Genomic DNA, 16372 nt, shown 5'->3' with positions numbered 1-16372 from the left:
TCCCTCCGAGAGGCGTATGGACCTGGATCCGCTTTGGTACAAAAAAGCGCTCATCTACGAGCTGCACATCCGCGCATTCCATGACTCGAATGGGGACGGCCACGGGGACATCCCGGGCCTGATTGAAAAGCTGCCGTACCTCCAGGACCTGGGCGTGGACTGCCTGTGGCTCCTGCCGCACTACCCGTCTCCGCTGCGCGACGACGGCTACGACATCGCGGACTACTACGGCATCCACCCGGACTACGGCACGCTGGCGGACTTCCAGCGGCTGGTGGAAGAGGCCCACAAGCGCGGACTGCGCATCATCATCGAGCTGGTGGTGAACCACACCAGCGACCAGCACCCCTGGTTCCAGGAGGCGCGCAGGGACCCCCAGAGCCCCAAGCGCAACTGGTATGTCTGGAGCGACACGGACGAAGCCTACAAGGGCGCGCGCATCATCTTCACCGACACGGAGCGCTCCAACTGGACGTGGGATCCGGTGGCCAAGCAGTACTTCTGGCACCGCTTCTTCAGCCACCAGCCGGACCTGAACTACGACAACCCCGAAGTGCAGGAGGCCATGCTGGACGTCATGCGCTTCTGGCTCAACATGGGCGTGGACGGGTTCCGCTGCGACGCCGTGCCCTACCTCTTCGAACGCGAGGGCACCAACTGCGAGAACCTCCCGGAGACGCACGCGTTCCTGAAGCGCCTGCGAAAGACGATCGACTCCGAGTACCAGGGCAAGGTGCTGCTCGCGGAGGCGAACCAGTGGCCCGCCGACGTGCGCGTGTACTTCGGCGAGGGCGACGAGTTCCACATGGGCTTCCACTTCCCGGTGATGCCCCGCCTCTTCATGGCGGTGCGCCGCGAGGACCGCACGCCCATCGTCGAAATCATGCAGCAGACGCCGGACATCCCGGACACCTGCCAGTGGGCCATCTTCCTGCGCAACCACGACGAGCTGACGCTGGAGATGGTGACGGACGAGGACCGGGACTACATGTACCGGGAGTACGCCACCGACCCGCGCATGCGCATCAACCTGGGCATCCGCCGCCGGTTGGCGCCGCTGATGGACAACGGCCGGCGCCGCATCGAACTGATGCACAGCCTGCTCTTCACCCTGCCCGGCACGCCGGTCCTCTACTACGGGGACGAGATCGGCATGGGCGACAACATCTACCTGGGCGACCGCAACGGCGTGCGCACGCCCATGCAGTGGACCGGCGACCGCAACGCGGGCTTCAGCCGCGCGGACTACGCGCGCCTCTTCGCGCCCGTCATCGCGGATCCCGTCTACGGCTACCAGTCCATCAACGTGGAGGCCCAGGAGCGGCAGAAGTCCAGCCTGCTCCAGTGGGTGAAGCGGATGATTGGCATCCGCCAGCGCTACCCCGTGTTCGCCATGGGCACCTTGCGCTTCCTCACCACGGAGAACCGCAAGGTGCTGGCCTTCGTGCGGGAGTGGGAGGGCCAGACGGTGCTCGTCGTGTGCAACCTGTCGCGCTTCGCGCAGCCGGGCGTGCTGGACCTGCGCGAGTTCGAAGGCAGCATCCCCGTGGAGTTGATTGGAGAGACGCCGTTCCCCCGCATCAGCGACCTGCCCTATCAGCTGTCGATGGGGCCTTACATGTTCCTGTGGTTCCGGTTGGACAAGCCGCTGCAGGCGAAGGAGTAACCCCGCGTGACCCCCCTGGACCTGACCAAGCTGCCAGACTTCCTCAAGGCCCAACGTTGGTTCGCCGGCAAGGCGTGGCCCATCAAAAGTGTCAGCGTGGCGGACCACGTGAACATGGACCTGGGCACGTGCTCCTTCACCCTGGCCATCATCGAAGTCGTCTACGAGTTGGGAAATCCGGAGCGCTACCAGCTCCAGGTCCGGCACACGGCCGACGGACTGGTGAGCGCGCTGGAGGACGACGAATGCGTGCGCGCCCTCTTCAGCCTCGCGCGCGAGGGCCGGCAGGTGGTGTCCGGCTCCGGCCGCGTGGTGGGTGAATGGATCGCCTCCACGGACAGCGGCGTGGCGCTGCCGGATCCGCTCACCGTGCGCCGGCTCAACGTGGAGCAGAGCAACACGTCGCTGGTGCTGGGCGAGCGGGTCATCGTCAAGGTCATCCGCAAGCTGGAGGCCGGCGTGAACCCCGAATACGAGGTGGGCCGCTTCCTCGCGACGAAGACGTCCTTCCGCGCGACGCCGCAGCTGGTGGGCGCGCTGAACCTGGAGGGCCCCGCGGGCGCGACGCTCGCGCTGGCGCACCGCTTCGTGCCGGACGCCGTGGACGGCTGGAAGTACACGCTGGAGCGGCTGCGCCAGGAGAAGGCGCTGGGCGACGGCTTCCTCGGGGACATGCGCGACCTGGGCGCGCGGTTGGGAGAGCTGCACAAGGCCTTCGCCTCCGCGGGGCCGGACGACCTGTCGTTCTCCCCGGAGCCGCTGCTCCAGGAGGACCTGCAGCGCTGGAGCGCGTCCATCGTGGGCGAGCTGGGCGTGACGCTGGCGGACGCCGGGCGGCTGCACGCGGACCTGGAGGGCCGGCGCGAGGGCCTCATCGCGTACGCGAAGCGGCTGGCGCAGGTGGCGCCCTCTGGCCAGAAGATCCGCATCCACGGCGACCTGCACCTGGGCCAGGTGCTGCGCTCGGATGGCCAGTGGCTGTTCTTCGACTTCGAGGGTGAGCCGTCCCGCTCCTTCACCGCGCGCCGTGAGAAGTACAGCGCGCTGCGCGACGTGGCGGGGATGCTCCGCTCGTTCGACTACGCGGAGGCCACCGTGTCGCTGGAGGGCGGCCAGCCGCGCGGGCGCGTGGGCCCCACCCGCGACGCGTTCCTGGAGGGCTACCGCCAGGCGACGCGCGGCGCCACCTTCCTGCCCGACAACGATGAAGCCTTCAACGTGATGTTGCGCGCCTTCGAACTGGAGAAGCTGTTGTACGAAGTGCGCTACGAACTCGCCAACCGGCCGGACTGGGTGCGCATCCCCGTCGAGGCCCTGTTGCGGATGGAGGATGCCCAGTGAGGAAGCCTGCGGACAGAGCACAGGTGGACGCGGAGCTGCAACGCGTGGTGGAGCTGCGCCACCCGGAGCCCCACTCCATGTTGGGCGTCCACCCGGACGGCGACGCGGTCGTGGTGCGCGCCTACCGCCCGGAGGCCGTGGCCGTCCACGTCCTGCCGGAGTTCGGGGGCAAGGTGCCCATGCAGCACCGCACCGGCGGCGTCTTCGAGGCGCGCATCAACGGCCGCACGGAGCCCTTCGGGTACCTGCTGGAGGTGGAGTACCCGGGCAAGAAGGTCTTCACGCTGCGCGACCCCTACAGCTTCCTGCCCACCATCGGGGAGATGGACCTGTACTTCGCCGGCGAGGGCCGCCACGAGCGGCTCTGGGAGCGCATGGGCGCGCACCTCATCCACCACAACGGCGTGAAGGGCACGTCGTTCGCCGTCTGGGCCCCCACCGCCCGGGGCGTGTCCGTGGTGGGTGACTTCAACGGCTGGGACGGCCGCCTGCACGCCATGCGGCGCATGGGGTCCTCCGGCATCTGGGAGCTGTTCGTCCCGGAGGTCGGCGAGGGCACCCGCTACAAGTTCGAAATCCGGCCCGGCCACGGCGGCGGCCCGCTGCTCAAGGCGGACCCCTTCGCCTTCCGCACGGAAACTCCGCCCGCCACCGCGTCCGTGGTGCACGACCTGCAGCGCTACGCCTGGGGCGACAGCGCGTGGCTGGAGACGCGCGAGAAGCACGTGGACGCGGCCAAGCACCCGTGGAGCGTGTACGAGGTCCACCTGGGCAGCTGGCGCCGCGTGGTGGAGGACGGCGACCGGCCCATGACGTACCGCGAGCTGGCGCCGGAGCTGTCTCGCTACGCGAAGGAGCTGGGCTTCACGCACGTGGAGCTGCTGCCCGTGTCCGAGCACCCCTACGGCGGCTCCTGGGGCTACCAGGTCGGTGGCTACTACGCGCCCACCTCGCGCTTCGGCCACCCGGACGACTTCCGCTACCTGGTGGACTACCTGCACCAGGAGGGCATCGGCGTCATCGTGGACTGGGTGCCGGGCCACTTCCCGCGCGACAGTCATGCGCTGGGCCAGTTCGACGGCACGTCCCTCTACGAGCACTCGGATCCACGCCAGGGTTCGCAGCCGGACTGGGGCACGCTCGTCTTCAACTTCGGCCGCAACGAGGTGCGCAACTTCCTCATCGCCAACGCGCTGTTCTGGCTGGAGGAGTACCACATCGACGGGCTGCGCGTGGACGCGGTGGCCTCCATGCTCTACCTGGACTACAGCCGGAAGCACGGCGAGTGGGTCCCCAACCGCTGGGGCGGCCGCGAGAACGAAGAAGCCATCCAGTTCCTGCGCGAACTCAACGACACCATCCGCCGCAAGCACCCGGGCGTGGTCGTCATCGCGGAGGAGTCCACCGCGTGGCCCAAGGTGTCCCAGCCCGTCAGCGAGGGCGGCCTGGGCTTCCACTTCAAGTGGAACATGGGCTGGATGCACGACACGCTGTCGTACTTCTCCAAGGACGCCGTCTACCGGCAGTTCCACCACAACCAGCTCACCTTCGGCCTGCTGTACGCGTTCAGCGAGCACTTCATGCTGCCGCTGAGCCACGACGAGGTGGTCCACGGCAAGGGCAGCCTCTACGGGCGCATGCCGGGCGACGCGTGGCAGAAGCGCGCGAACCTGCGCGCGCTGTTCGCGTGGATGTGGGCCCACCCGGGCAAGAAGCTGCTCTTCATGGGCGGCGAGTTCGGCCAGCCGGCGGAGTGGAACCACGACAAGAGCCTGGACTGGCACCTGCTCAATGACCCGGGCCACAAGGGCATCCAGAACCTGGTGGGCGACCTGAATCGCATCTACCGCGACCTGCCCGCGCTGTACGACTCGGACAGCGAGCCCATTGGCTTCCAGTGGCTTCAGCCGGACGCGTCCGCGGCGAACGTGCTGGCCTTCGTGCGCCGCTCGCGCACGCCCGGCCGTCACGTGGTGTGCGTGGCCAACATGTCGCCGGTGCCTCGCGAGGATTATCGCGTGGGCTTCCCGCTCCACGGCCGTTATGTGGAACTGGTCAACACCGACGCCGGGGAGTACGGCGGCAGCGGCATGGGCAACCGGGGCCAGGTGCACACGGAGCCCACGGGTTGGGACGGCCAGCCCGCGTCCGCGACGCTCACCCTGCCCCCGCTGTCGGTGGTGTGGTTCACGCCGGGGTAGCACGCCCCGGCCTCACCGGAAGGATTTGGGGCATGGCGGCAGGAGCAGCGGCGAAGCGGAAGCTGGGAACGTCGGGCCTGGAGGTGTTCCCGCTGTGTCTGGGCGGGAACGTCTTCGGCTGGACGGCGGACGAGGCGACCTCGTTCGCCGTGCTCGACGCGTTCGTGGAGGGCGGCGGCAACTTCGTGGACACCGCGGACGTGTACTCGCGGTGGATCCCCGGCCACGTGGGCGGCGAGTCGGAGGCAGTGCTGGGCAAGTGGATCGCCTCGCGCAAGGCGAAGGACCGCCTGGTGGTGGCCACGAAGGTCGGCGCGGAGACGGCGCTGGGCAAGGGCCTCACGCGCGAGCACATCGAGAAGAGCGTGGACGCGTCCCTGCGCCGCCTGGGCGTGGAGCGCATCGACCTGTACTACGCGCACTACGACGACCCGAACACGCCCTTCGAGGAGACGCTCCGCGCCTTCGACGCGCTGGTGAAGGCGGGCAAGGTGAAGGCGCTGGGCCTGAGCAACCACACCGCGGAGCGCGCGCAGGAGGCCCTGGACACACAGAAGAGGCTGGGGCTCGCGCGCTACCAGGTCATCCAACCGGAGTACAACCTGGTCGAGCGTCCGAAGTTCGAGGGCGCGCTCCAGCAGGTGAGTGAGAAGGAAGGCCTGGCCGTGGCGCCCTACTTCGGGCTCGCCGCGGGCTTCCTCACCGGCAAGTACCAGGAGGGGCAGCCGGCTCCGGCGTCACCGCGCGCGGGCAACGTGCTCAAGAAGTACGGTAACGCGCAGGGCTGGGGCGTCGTCGCCGCGCTGAAGAAGGTGGCGGAGCGCCGGGGTGCCACGCCGTCACAGGTGGCGCTCGCGTGGCTCGAGACGCGGCCTACCGTGGTGGCGCCCATCGCCAGCGCCACGTCCGTGCCGCAGGTGAAGGAGCTGCTCGGGGCCTTCTCCCTGAAGCTGGAAGCGGACGACCTGCGCGAGCTGGACAGCGCGTCTTCGAAGTAGCGCCGTCTAGCCCTCGTCCGTGACGAGGACGGTCTTCAGACGTGCCAGGACGGGCTCTGGCACTTCGGTGAAGGACAGGCCCACCTCGAAGCGGGCCACGGCGTCCTTGGGTAACTTGATGGCCCAGACGATGCGCGCCGTACATTCCAGCGAGCTGCCGTCCGGAAGGAACAGCTCCAGATCCAGCCGCGAGCCCACGTCCTGCGGATCATCCGAGTAGATGCGCGCGCCCCCGAGGCTGACGTCGAGCACCTGCTTCTTTTCGCCCACCTTCATGCGCGCGGGGCGCGAATAGAGGGGCGCGTGGATGCGGGGGAAGGCGCGGCGATCGATGTGAGAGGTCATCTGGAGTGTCACGTTCCGCCATCCTAACGTGCCTGTCACGAAACGGCACATCGCCCTCCCAGGCGAGAAGGCGTGCCGGTGGGTCGGACCACCTCCTCCGTGGGTTCGTGGCAACCCTACCCAGGAGTACCGCCCAGCCCCTCCAGCTCCGGTGCGTCCCGAGCCAGCTCGTCGCAGATGAGCGATTGGATGCGGAAGGCCAGCCGCGCCTCCTGGACCAGCTCCTGGGCCTCGCCCTCCGTCAGCGGAACCTCGTCCAGCCGGGCCACCAGCCGGCTCTGGAAGGCGAGCAGCTCCGCGGCGGACACCGCGTTGTAGAAGGCCGTGCCCCGGCCGTTCTCCAGCTCGAACGCCTGCGCGATGAGCTCCGAGCGCTGGGGGGCGGTGTAGAGGTCCTGGACGCAGCGGGCCCAGGCATGGGCGATGAGCAGGTGCGGGGCCTCGGCCGCCACTTCGCGGATCCGCTCGGCGTGCAGCCGCGTCTCCGTGCAGGCGAAGGGCTTCGTGCGCGTGTCGCCGCAGAACCAGTCCAGGTCCGCCAGCAACGCGGAGGCCCGCCGCAGCTCCGGCAGCCGCAGCACGCGCGTGAGCGGGCCGTCCTTCAGCGCCGGCAGCACGGACTCCAGCGCTTCGTAGACGACGTGCAGCTGGCGCAGGTGGTTCGCGTAATGGCGCGCCCGCACGAACTGGCCATAGACGCCGCCGTTCCACGCGCCGTTGAAGAGCGCTTCCAGGAAGGTGGACTGCTCCGCCTGGCGCCGGGCGATCCCCGTCCCCTCCTCCAGCCGCAGCGACAGCCGCTGCGTGGACGGGAGGCCCCCGAGGGCCGTGGACGCGGAGGACAGGCGCTTGTCCCTCGCGGAGCGCTCGAAGCCGCCCCAGCGGATCGTCCCCCGGACGGTGCTCACTGCTTCCACCCGCCGGTGGGCGCCCCGTGGGCGGCGGCGGGAGCCGGCTCCTGCGCTTTCGCCTCGTGCGCGGGCGCGTGCGGCATCTCCAACTGGTGGATGGCCTCCACCAGGGTGTGGCCCAGCGCGCGCAGGACGTCCTCCTCCAGGCGCAGCGTCACCGGACCCACCGCCAGGTGGATGTGCCCACAGCTGCACCGCGTCACTTCAGCGCACGGGCCTCGCGCCAGCACCGCCCTGCAGCATCCCTGACCGAGCATCGCGTTCTCCAGATGATTTTGATTATCGAAATCAAAATCATGAAGCCACAACGCCCTTCCGCCGTCAAGCCCGGTCCACCCCGTTCTGTTCCGGAGACCGGTGGTCAACACCCCAAAGACAGACATTAAAACACCAGACAAATACAAACATCGCGGTCAATTACATATGTCTGCATTTATTTGTTTCATGTCTCACACCAGTGCCGCTGGCTGCCTTTTTGTTCATGTAGGCACGACCCTTTCCGACGCGGCGAAACTCCCTGAAGGTTTGTTCAGGCCCGTTCAGGGGTGCTCGGGACGACGAAAAAAAGTGGCTGAAGGTTTGTTCAGGTCGCGTTCAGTCGGAGAACGCGGTTAGGAAAAGACGACCATGCGGCGACCCCTCGTGCTGACGACCTTCCTGGGCCTGGCGTGCCTCCAGGCCGGCTGCAAGTCCAACTCGACGAACGCCCCGGAGCCCTCCCTTTCGCTCCGGGACTCAGGCGTGGTGGACGCGGGTCAGCAACCTGTCTCCTGGAACCTCCAGGCGGCCCAGATCCAGGTTCCGGAGGGCATGAGGGGCGCTCCGTTCGATGTGCCGCACTCCCTGAACATCCCATCAGGCATGTCCGTAGCGGTCTGGGCGCGGGTGCCGGGCGCGCGTTTCATCGCATTCTCGCCGGAGGGCACGCTGCTCGTCTCCGTTCCCGGCCAGAACAAGGTGATGCAGGTGCGCCCCCGCGAGGGCCAGGCGCCGGAGGTGACACAGTGGGCAGGCGGCCTGGGCCGGCCCCACGACCTCGTCTTCCACGAGCGCGACGGGCAGGTGTGGGTCTTCCTGTCGGAGAAGGACCGCGTCACGCGCTCGCGCTGGACGCCCGGTGAGACGGCGCGCGGCACGGTGGAGACGGTCGTCACGGGACTGCCGGACGCATCCCTCCCGGAGCTGCACGGCGCCTACGGCCACGAGCTCAAGAACCTGGCGGTGGACTCACAGCACCGCGTGTACGTGGCCATCGCGTCCACCTGCAACGTGTGCCTGGGCGACACCACCAGCGACCCGCTGCGCGGCGCCATCTACCGGTGGGACTGGAGCGGCGGCTCACGCGAGCTGTTCGCCCGGGGCCTGCGCAACGCGGAGGGCCTTGCGTGGGAGCCGGGCACCGACACGCTGTGGGTGGCGGTCAACAACCGCGACAACACGCCCTACCCGTTCGACGACGGCACCGGGCAGTACGGCAAGGTCATTCCGGAGTACGTGGACAACCACCCGCCAGAGGCACTCACCTCCGTGCGGCAGGGCGGCCACTACGGCTGGCCCTTCTGCAACTCCAACCCGGACTCCCCCAGCGGCCTGAAGCACATGCCCCTGGACCGCGACTACAACCTCAACCGGGACGGCGCCAAGGCGGACTGCGCCGCGTTGGACAAGACGGACCAGGGCATCCAGGCGCACTCGGCGCCCCTGGGCCTGACGTTCTTCGACCATGGGGAGCTCAATCCGGAGTGGAAGCGCGGCGCGCTGGTCGCCTACCACGGCTCGTGGAACCGCACGGAGCGGACCGGCTACAAGGTCACCGTCTTCCCGTGGGACCTGGCCACACACCAGCCCATGCAGGAGGTGGACCTCGTCACGGGCTTCAAGAACCCGGACCTGAGCGTGTGGGGCCGGCCGGTGGACGTGGCCCTGGCCCCGGGCGGCGGCTTCATCGTCAGCGACGACGCCGCCGGTGCTCTCTATCGCATCGCCCCCACCGCCCGGCCGTAGCCCGGCGGCGAGCGACTCAGCGCGACTCGCCGCGCGCCAGCTTCTCCACGTAGTCCGCGGGCAGCCCGGCGCTCTTCGCGCCGCGCACCAGCGCCTCCACGAAGCGCGGGCTCACCGGCCCGTCCGACGACGCACGGCGCGGGTTGGTCACGAACGCGGTGGCCTCCACCTCCTGGCCATCCACGCGCACGCGCACCGTGCGCTCCACGCACATGCTGGTGACGAAGCCCTCCTTGTGCTGGACGATGGGCCAGTCCTTGCCGGGGATCTCGAAGAGCCGCCCGTACACGCGCGCGCCCGGCGCGTCCGTCAGGCCCGCCACCCGGCCGCCCCACCAGCGCGACGGGAAGTCGTAGACAAGGTCCACGTCCAGCGCCTCGGCGAGCTGGCCCTCCGGCAGGTCGAAGAAGCCGTAGCTGTGCTGCTGCCTCCACTCCTCGAAGGCGGCCCGGTCCAGGATGGTCGAGTACGCGAAGTAGCGCCGGGGCGCGTTCGCGTCCGCCTGCTCGCGCGCCTTCATCACCTGGTCGTAGTGCGAATCCATTGTGTGTCCTCCCGCCTCTACCGCTCGCCTTTGCCGCGCGACAGGGCGCCGTCGCGGAACGCGCCCAGCACCCCGCCCACGTCCAGGCGGGACGTCTTGATGAACAGCCGCAGCGCGCGCTCCACGTGGTCGGCCAGCACGGCCATGCGCTCCAGCCGCCGCAGCTTCTCCGCCTGCAAGCCGCCAGCACCCTCCGCCAGCCGGCGCGCTTCGGACAGGTCCGCGCGGATGCGGGTGACGAAGGCCGCCTCGCGCTCCTCCACCACGTGCGTCACCATCCGCACCAGGTCCGTCTCCGCCGCGTAGCGCCACACCGTGTCCCGCGGCACGCGCACCCGCTGGATGACGCCCCACTGCTCCAGGTCGCGCAGCAGCATGGACACGCCGCCCTTGGACAGGTCGAGCTCGCGTTCAATCTCACCGGCTGTCAGCGGCTCGCCGCGCAGGTAGAGCAGGCCCCACACGCGGCCCTGGTTGCGCTTGAAGCCCCAGAACTCGATGACGTTGCCCACCGCCTCCACGGCGATGGCCTCCCATGGCGCCAGCCGTCCGTTCTCCGGCGGCGCGACGGTCTTCTGGCTCCCGGGATCCCCCCCCGTCCACAGGTAGCCCTTCATGCAGCGCGTCCCTTCACCTGCTCCGCGATGCCCTCCGACAGCCGGTGCGCCCAGCTCATCAGCTCCGCGCCAGCGGCGTCGTTCGCGAAGGGCCCCAGCTTGTCGAGCGCCGCTTCGATTTCGACGTTCATCATCTCCATGGACGCCTCCACCGCGCCGGCGGCCTCGATGGCGGCGCCAATCTCCCGGGTGCGCTCCGGGGTGATGACGGAGAACGCCCACGCGTCCTTGAGCTTGCGGCGCAGGGACTCGTCCCGCGACACCGCCAGCAGGATGGGCAGCGACGGCGTGCGCGAGTGCACGTCCGCGTACCGGGGCTTGCCCACGTCCGTGCCCAGGATGTCGCGGATGTCGTCGGCGATCTGGAACGCCACGCCCAGGTGCCGGCCGAACGCGTCGAAGCGCGCCTGCGCATCCGGCTTGTCCGCCAGCGTCGCCGCGGCCTTGCCGCACCAGCCGAACAGCGATCCCGTCTTGCCCTCGGCGATGTAGCGCAGCCGGGTGAGCGGCAGGTTCATGTCGCCGCGCGCCTCCACCTCCGCGATGGCCGCGCGGGTCATCTCCGTGACGATGGCCAGGCCGCTCTGCACCAAGCGCGCGTCCAGCAGGGACAGCCGCGACAGCGCAGTGGACAGGATGAGGTCGCCGCTCATCACCGCGACGATGTTGCCCCAGCGCGCGTTCACCGTCGGGCGGCCCCGGCGGAACATGCCCGCGTCCACCACGTCGTCATGCAGCAGGCTGGCCGAGTGGATCATCTCCGCCGCCACACCCACATCCACCAGCCGTGCGGCCGGCACACCCACCACGCCACCGAACAGGCGGACGAGCATGGGGCGGGCCCGCTTGCCCCCGGCCCCCAGGCACAGGTGGCGCGCCGCATCCATCAGCGTGTCACCCTTCACGTCCGGACCGACGTCGCCATCCGCGAGCAATTCGGTCAGACGCTGCTCCACCTGCCCCAGAAACTCCGTCAGCTCGTGAGCGACATCCATGTGCGCGGTCTCCTTCCGGGCCGTTCATATAGTTCAAGACCGCGTGAACTGCACCGAAATCCCTTCTGCCCTCCAAGCGAGCGGACAGTCAGCGGAAAGCGACGAATAAGCCCGGTTGGTGTCCGGCCGGGCGCGGGGGAGTCCTTGGAGGTCCGATTGAGAGGGAATGCGAGGCCGTGGGAAACGAATCGCAGTGTCCGCCGCCTTCCGTCGCCGCCTCGTCCAGAGCTTCGCTTCCCTCGCCACCGGCGTCCCGCTCTTCCGCCCTGGCGCCTCGCTGCCCGGCGCGTCCGCGCCCCTCCTGGGGGCCCCTCCGCCCCTGGACGGCCACCGCGGCCCGCCCCTGCACCGGCGCCTCCGTGCGTCGCTGAAGGTCTCCATCGTGGAGGGGATGTTCGCGGAGGTGTTCACCGCGTGCGCGGGTCCTACCGTGCTCACCGCGTGGGCCATCGCGCTGAAGCTGGGCCCCTTCCTGGTGGGCGTGATGACGGCGCTGCCGTTCTTCGCGCAGTTCGTGCAGTTCCCCGCCGCGTGGCTCACCCTCTGCTTCGGCCACCGGCGGGTGGCGCTGACGGCGGTGTGCCTGTCCCGGCTGGCCCTCTTGCCCATGGCGCTGTTGCCGTGGCTGGGCCTGTCCCTGGAGGGGCAGCAGCACCTGCTGCTCGCCGTGGCCGGGGCGTCCGCGCTGCTGGCGGTGGTGGGCAACAACGCATGGGTGGCGTGGATGGGGGAGCTCGTCCCGGGCGCCGTGCGGGGCCGCTTCTTCGGCAAGCGCACCGCGCTCACCACGCTGATGGGCACGGGCGCGTCGCTCACCGCGGGCCTGCTGATGGACCGGTTGAAGGGGCTGGATGGGGTGGGCATGGCGCTGCCGCTGCTGGCGCTCGCCGCGTGCGTCATGGGCGTCGTCACCACGCTGATGATGGCCGCGCAGCATGATCCGGCGCCCCCGGGCAGCTCGCCGAAGCTGGAGCTCAAGGCGGCGCTCCTGCCCTGGAAGGACGACGGGGCCCGGCGGGTGCTGCTGTACCAGGTGGCGTGGAACGCGGCGGTGGGCGTGTCCGCGCCCTTCTTCGCGCTGCACAGCCTGCAGAACCTCAAGATGACCTTCGTCATCATGGCCCTGCACGCGGCGGCGGTGGCGGGCGTGCGCGTGCTGACGGCGCCCCTCTGGGGCCGCGCCATCGACAAGCTGGGCGCACAGCCGGTGCTGATGCTCTGCTCGCTGGGCATCAGCGCCATCCCCATGCTGTGGCTGCTGCCCTCCGCGGGGACGCTCTGGCCGCTGCTGTTCGACGTGCTCCTGGCGGGCGCGCTGTGGAGCGGCCACGGCCTGGCCATCTTCGCGCTGCCCCTGACGGTGGCGCCGCGCCGCGGCCGGCCCTTCTACCTGGCGGCGTTCGCCACCGCGGGCGGGCTGGCCTACGCGGCGGCGGCGGCCCTGGGCGGGGCGCTGGCGGCGCGCGTGCCCCAGCAGTTCATGCTGGGCGGCCACCTCTGGGTGAACCTGCACGTGCTCTTCGTCGTGTCGTCGGTGGCCCGGCTGGGGGCCGCCTTCCTCGCGGCCCGGGTGAACGAACCCGGCGCCGCCACTACGCGCACCCTGGCCCAGGTGGTGGAGCGGTTCGCGCCCCGCCTCCGCCCGGTTACAGCCGGTAGTCGCGCACCATCGCCGCCACGCGCTCCGACAGGAGCTTGAGCGACACGGCGGACTCGCTGGTGGTGGCGATGCGCTTCACCGTGTCGCCCATCACCGTGTTGAGCTCGTTGACGGCGGTGAAGATCTGCTCGATGCCGGTGGCCTGCTGGTTCACCGTCTGCGAAATCTGACGGGCGGACACCACGCTGTCCCGCACGATGGAGGACAGCTGGCGCAGCGTGTCCCCGGACGTGCGCACCTGGGCCAGGCCCGTCTCCATGCGCTGCGTACCCGCGGCCGTGATCTCCACCGTGGCGAAGATGGCGGTGCTGATGTCCGCCAGGATGCCGCGCACCTGGTTCGTCGCGCGGATGGACTGGTCCGCCAGGCCGCGAATCTCCCGGGCCACCACCGCGAAGCCCTTGCCGTGCTCCCCGGAGCGCGCCGCCTCGATGGCCGCGTTCACCGCGAGCAGGTGGGACTGGTCCGCCAGGTCCTTCACCGTCTCCGTGATGCCGGAGATCTGCTCGGTGCGCTCGCCCAGGGCCATGATGCGCTCGGCGATCTGCTCCACCTGCGCGCGCAGCGCCACCATCCCCTCGATGCTCTCGGTGATGGCGATCTCGCCCGTCTTGCCCAGCACCTCCGCGCGCTCCGCCACGTCGATGACCGTCTCCGCCGCACGCGACGCCACCACCGACGTCTGGCGGATCTCCTGCGCCGTCACCTGCGTCTCCTGCAGCGCGGCGGCGTGGCGGGACACCATCTCGTTCTGCCGGCCCGCGGAGTCGTTCAGGTGGTCCACCGAGCCGCGCAGCAGGTCCGACGAGCCCTGCAACTGCTGCAAGAGGTCCTTCACCTTGGACACCATCAGGGAGAAGGCCTTGGACAGCTGGGCCACCTCGTCCGAGCCCTCCACGCGCACCGTCTCGCGCAGGTCGCCGTGCTCCGCGATGCGCTGGGCGGCCGCCGTCAGCTGCACCAGCGGCGCCGCCACCCGGCGCGCCAGCACGATGCCCACGACGACGAAGAGCGCGAGCGCCAGCACCATCACCACGCTCACCCCGGTGGTGATGGCCCGCACCTGCGCGCGCGCCGACGTGCGGTTGAAGCCCACGTGCACGGTGCCCGCGCCGTTCGCGAAGCGCGAGCTCACGTCCAACAGCTCCGCGTCCCGCACGTAGAACGTCGCCTCACCCTGCGCGCGGGCCAGCCGGTCGCGCAGCTCCCGCATCGCGGTGGCGTACTCGCCCGCCACCGCGCGCAGCTGCCCGGTCCCGTCGAAGACGGCCACGTAGGCCACCTGGTGGTGGCGGACCGCCTGATCCAGCACCGCCTGGAGCGCCTCCGTCTGGCCCCCGGGCATCGCCGCGGGCAGCGTGGCCGCCAGCGCCGCGGGCAACGCGCCTCCCACGTCCCGGCCCTGCGCCTCGAAGGCGGAGCTGACACGCGGGATGAGGTAGCCGAAGAAGAGGACAGTGAAGAACAGCGCCACCAACAGCGGCGCCAGCGTGAGCTTCTGCGAAAGGGAGAGTCGCATCCGGGAGCGGCGCCAAATCCAGAGGAAGTCTGGGAAACGTAGCCCCTCTGGACCATCCAGTGAGGTGCTGCATTGTGGACATCCCAGAGGAGCCGGCGCAATGGCTCCGCGCATCCCAGCCCGTGAAAGTCAGACACCGCGCCCTGGGTAGCGACGAACCCGGGGCGCGGGCGTCATCCCGGCTTGAGTCAGCCGGCCTTGCGGTTGTTGGACGGCGCGCTCTCGTCCCACTTCTCCATCAGGGTGTTGGACGGGAGGGTCTCATCCAGCAGCTTGCGCGCGGCCTCGGCGCCGGTGACGGGCAGGCCCTTGCGGTCAATCAGGCCCAGCTGCACCAGGACGGCGGCCTGATCCCAGTAGATGTGCTCGTGGTAGAGCTTGTCGCCGCGGAAGTTCACCACCGCCACGAAGGCCGCCTCCACGTACTTCCCGGTGGGCGGGATGCCGGGGAGCATCCAGTCCATCTCGATGTCGTGGGTGAAGCTGAAGATGAACTCGTCCACCACACGGTCGGCGCCCACGGTGCGCGACAGCAGGGTCATCTTCGTGTCCTTGGGGTTGGCGTGCACGAAGTGGTTTTCGTAGAAGCGGTGCAGGTACTCCGCGCCCACGCCACCCGTCATCACCGGCACGCTGTTGACGTACGGGTGCGACACCATGGTCTTCATGGTCGCGTCCGCGTCGCGGGCGGCGAACTCCAGCTCCGTGTGTTTGTCCCACAGCGCGGCCAGGTCGTAGCGCGGCCCCATCACGCGCTTGAGCAGCGCGAGGGTGCGCGTGTGCGCCGTCATCATCGAGGGCCGGTTCCAGGCCGGCGAGCCCTCGCGGAAGAAGCCGTGGCGCACGCCCTGGTACACGTACAGCTCCACGTCGACGCTGACGTGCTGCTTCACCCGCGCCACCGCGGCCGGGGGCACGAAGCCGTCCCACTCCGCGTAGTGGACCACCATGGGGGCCGCGTTCTCACCGCCCTGCGCGAGCACGTCCTCCATGCCGGGCGCGCAGTAGGCCACCGCGCAGTCCACGTGCGCGTGCGCCGCCAGCTGCGCGGCCAGCGTCCCACCCAGCCCGTAGCCCAGCGCGCCGACCTGCTTCTTGCCCCGCAGTCCCACCACCTCCGGTAGCGAGCGCGCCCAGGCCACCACCGGCTTCAGGTCCACCTCTTCCGGTTCTCCTCGTGAGGCGAGGTCGGGCACCACCACCACGTAGCCCTCTTCACTGAAGCGCTCGGCCATCAGCTTCAGGTGGGCGTTTCCCTCGAACGCCTCCACCATCAGCAGCAGCAGGGCCGGACCCGTTCCAGAGGCGGGGCGTCGCACCCACGCACGAATCGGGTCGCTTCCTTCCACGGGAATCCACGTCGAGTTGTCGTTCATTTGTCGCGCACCCTCCCCAAAGCGGACACATTTCACGCCCGGACGGACTGCCTCCCGGGCGTCTGGCATTGTAGCAAACCCTCCACATGCTTGCCTCATCTTATGAGAGGTTTTGATGTGGATGGATTGTTGTATGCCTTTTATGTGGAGTAATCAGCCACCACTGCAATGCACTGTCGGTGACGCGAACGGCCT

14 protein-coding genes are annotated in these 16372 nt (G+C 69.5%); 6 read left to right on the top strand and 8 right to left on the bottom strand.

The window, feature by feature from the left end:
- The first annotated feature begins 16 nt into the window (after window positions 1-16).
- Genes treS through GTZ93_RS10815 form a run of 4 tightly spaced genes read left to right on the top strand, consistent with a single transcriptional unit; the run spans window position 17 to window position 6206 of the window.
- Window positions 17-1666 carry a maltose alpha-D-glucosyltransferase gene (gene treS / locus GTZ93_RS10830; protein WP_139915529.1) on the top strand — a complete coding sequence of 550 codons (1650 nt, stop codon included), beginning with the start codon at window positions 17-19 and terminating at the stop codon, window positions 1664-1666.
- Between the two features lie 6 nt (window positions 1667-1672).
- Complete coding sequence (locus GTZ93_RS10825; RefSeq protein ID WP_139915528.1) at window positions 1673-3007, top strand: phosphotransferase; 1335 nt, start codon at window positions 1673-1675, stop codon at window positions 3005-3007.
- On the top strand, window positions 3004-5208 hold the full coding sequence (glgB, locus tag GTZ93_RS10820; RefSeq protein ID WP_139915527.1) for a 1,4-alpha-glucan branching protein GlgB: 2205 nt from the start codon (window positions 3004-3006) through the stop codon (window positions 5206-5208). The genes GTZ93_RS10825 and glgB overlap by 4 nt, the downstream gene beginning before the upstream one ends.
- Window positions 5209-5240: 32 nt before the next feature.
- Complete coding sequence (locus tag GTZ93_RS10815; protein WP_139915526.1) at window positions 5241-6206, top strand: aldo/keto reductase; 966 nt, start codon at window positions 5241-5243, stop codon at window positions 6204-6206.
- Between the two features lie 6 nt (window positions 6207-6212).
- Here GTZ93_RS10815 and GTZ93_RS10810 read toward each other — a convergent pair whose 3' ends face one another.
- The 3 genes from GTZ93_RS10810 to GTZ93_RS10800 form a co-directional block, all read right to left on the bottom strand.
- A complete protein-coding gene (locus tag GTZ93_RS10810; protein WP_257978955.1) occupies window positions 6213-6563 on the bottom strand; it encodes a PilZ domain-containing protein in 351 nt (116 codons plus the stop codon).
- Window positions 6564-6667: 104 nt separating this feature from the next.
- The gene (locus GTZ93_RS10805; protein ID WP_139915524.1) at window positions 6668-7459 is read right to left on the bottom strand and encodes a biliverdin-producing heme oxygenase; all 792 of its coding nucleotides are present in this window, start codon (window positions 7457-7459) and stop codon (window positions 6668-6670) included.
- Window positions 7456-7719, bottom strand: coding sequence for a hypothetical protein (locus GTZ93_RS10800; protein ID WP_139915523.1), 264 nt, complete (start codon window positions 7717-7719; stop codon window positions 7456-7458). The genes GTZ93_RS10805 and GTZ93_RS10800 overlap by 4 nt, the downstream gene beginning before the upstream one ends.
- 370 nt (window positions 7720-8089) lie before the next feature.
- Between GTZ93_RS10800 and GTZ93_RS10795 the strand changes: the two genes are divergently transcribed.
- Window positions 8090-9466 carry a PQQ-dependent sugar dehydrogenase gene (locus GTZ93_RS10795; RefSeq protein ID WP_139915522.1) on the top strand — a complete coding sequence of 459 codons (1377 nt, stop codon included), beginning with the start codon at window positions 8090-8092 and terminating at the stop codon, window positions 9464-9466.
- A gap of 16 nt (window positions 9467-9482) precedes the next feature.
- Here the strand turns inward: GTZ93_RS10795 and GTZ93_RS10790 are convergent, their stop codons facing one another.
- From GTZ93_RS10790 to GTZ93_RS10780, 3 genes are read right to left on the bottom strand one after another with little or no spacing between them, the layout of a single operon-like run.
- Complete coding sequence (locus GTZ93_RS10790; RefSeq protein WP_120576237.1) at window positions 9483-10010, bottom strand: gamma-glutamylcyclotransferase; 528 nt, start codon at window positions 10008-10010, stop codon at window positions 9483-9485.
- Window positions 10011-10027: 17 nt separating this feature from the next.
- A complete protein-coding gene (locus tag GTZ93_RS10785) occupies window positions 10028-10627 on the bottom strand; it encodes a GbsR/MarR family transcriptional regulator (RefSeq protein WP_139915521.1) in 600 nt (199 codons plus the stop codon).
- A complete protein-coding gene (locus GTZ93_RS10780; protein WP_139915520.1) occupies window positions 10624-11622 on the bottom strand; it encodes a polyprenyl synthetase family protein in 999 nt (332 codons plus the stop codon). The genes GTZ93_RS10785 and GTZ93_RS10780 overlap by 4 nt, the downstream gene beginning before the upstream one ends.
- A 166-nt stretch (window positions 11623-11788) precedes the next feature.
- On the opposite strand from GTZ93_RS10780, the gene GTZ93_RS10775 reads away from it, so the two are divergent.
- Window positions 11789-13321 carry an MFS transporter gene (locus tag GTZ93_RS10775; protein WP_139915519.1) on the top strand — a complete coding sequence of 511 codons (1533 nt, stop codon included), beginning with the start codon at window positions 11789-11791 and terminating at the stop codon, window positions 13319-13321.
- Here GTZ93_RS10775 and GTZ93_RS10770 read toward each other — a convergent pair.
- Together GTZ93_RS10770 and GTZ93_RS10765 are read right to left on the bottom strand one after the other, a co-directional pair.
- Window positions 13269-14801, bottom strand: coding sequence for a methyl-accepting chemotaxis protein (locus GTZ93_RS10770; protein WP_120576241.1), 1533 nt, complete (start codon window positions 14799-14801; stop codon window positions 13269-13271). The genes GTZ93_RS10775 and GTZ93_RS10770 overlap by 53 nt on opposite strands.
- Before the next feature lie 188 nt (window positions 14802-14989).
- Window positions 14990-16177: an alpha/beta fold hydrolase gene (locus GTZ93_RS10765; protein ID WP_167547961.1), complete on the bottom strand. Its 1188-nt coding sequence runs from the start codon at window positions 16175-16177 to the stop codon at window positions 14990-14992.
- Window positions 16178-16372: the final 195 nt, after the last annotated feature.

The organism is Corallococcus exiguus (assembly GCF_009909105.1).
Lineage (GTDB): Bacteria > Myxococcota > Myxococcia > Myxococcales > Myxococcaceae > Corallococcus > Corallococcus exiguus.
Note: the sequence above shows the minus strand (reverse complement) of the source record. Positions and strands in the feature narration are given on the sequence as shown.

Bases quoted from the DNA above. Each gene is read 5' to 3' on its own strand.
- GTZ93_RS10815 (WP_139915526.1), top strand. From the start codon at position 5,241: ATGGCGGCAGGAGCAGCGGCGAAGCGGAAGCTGGGAACGTCGGGCCTG.
- GTZ93_RS10780 (WP_139915520.1), bottom strand. From the start codon at position 11,622: ATGGATGTCGCTCACGAGCTGACGGAGTTTCTGGGGCAGGTGGAGCAG.
- GTZ93_RS10795 (WP_139915522.1), top strand. From the start codon at position 8,090: ATGCGGCGACCCCTCGTGCTGACGACCTTCCTGGGCCTGGCGTGCCTC.
- GTZ93_RS10775 (WP_139915519.1), top strand. From the start codon at position 11,789: ATGCGAGGCCGTGGGAAACGAATCGCAGTGTCCGCCGCCTTCCGTCGC.
- GTZ93_RS10770 (WP_120576241.1), bottom strand. From the start codon at position 14,801: ATGCGACTCTCCCTTTCGCAGAAGCTCACGCTGGCGCCGCTGTTGGTG.
- GTZ93_RS10785 (WP_139915521.1), bottom strand. From the start codon at position 10,627: ATGAAGGGCTACCTGTGGACGGGGGGGGATCCCGGGAGCCAGAAGACC.
- GTZ93_RS10790 (WP_120576237.1), bottom strand. From the start codon at position 10,010: ATGGATTCGCACTACGACCAGGTGATGAAGGCGCGCGAGCAGGCGGAC.
- GTZ93_RS10765 (WP_167547961.1), bottom strand. From the start codon at position 16,177: ATGAACGACAACTCGACGTGGATTCCCGTGGAAGGAAGCGACCCGATT.
- treS (WP_139915529.1), top strand. From the start codon at position 17: ATGGACCTGGATCCGCTTTGGTACAAAAAAGCGCTCATCTACGAGCTG.
- GTZ93_RS10800 (WP_139915523.1), bottom strand. From the start codon at position 7,719: ATGCTCGGTCAGGGATGCTGCAGGGCGGTGCTGGCGCGAGGCCCGTGC.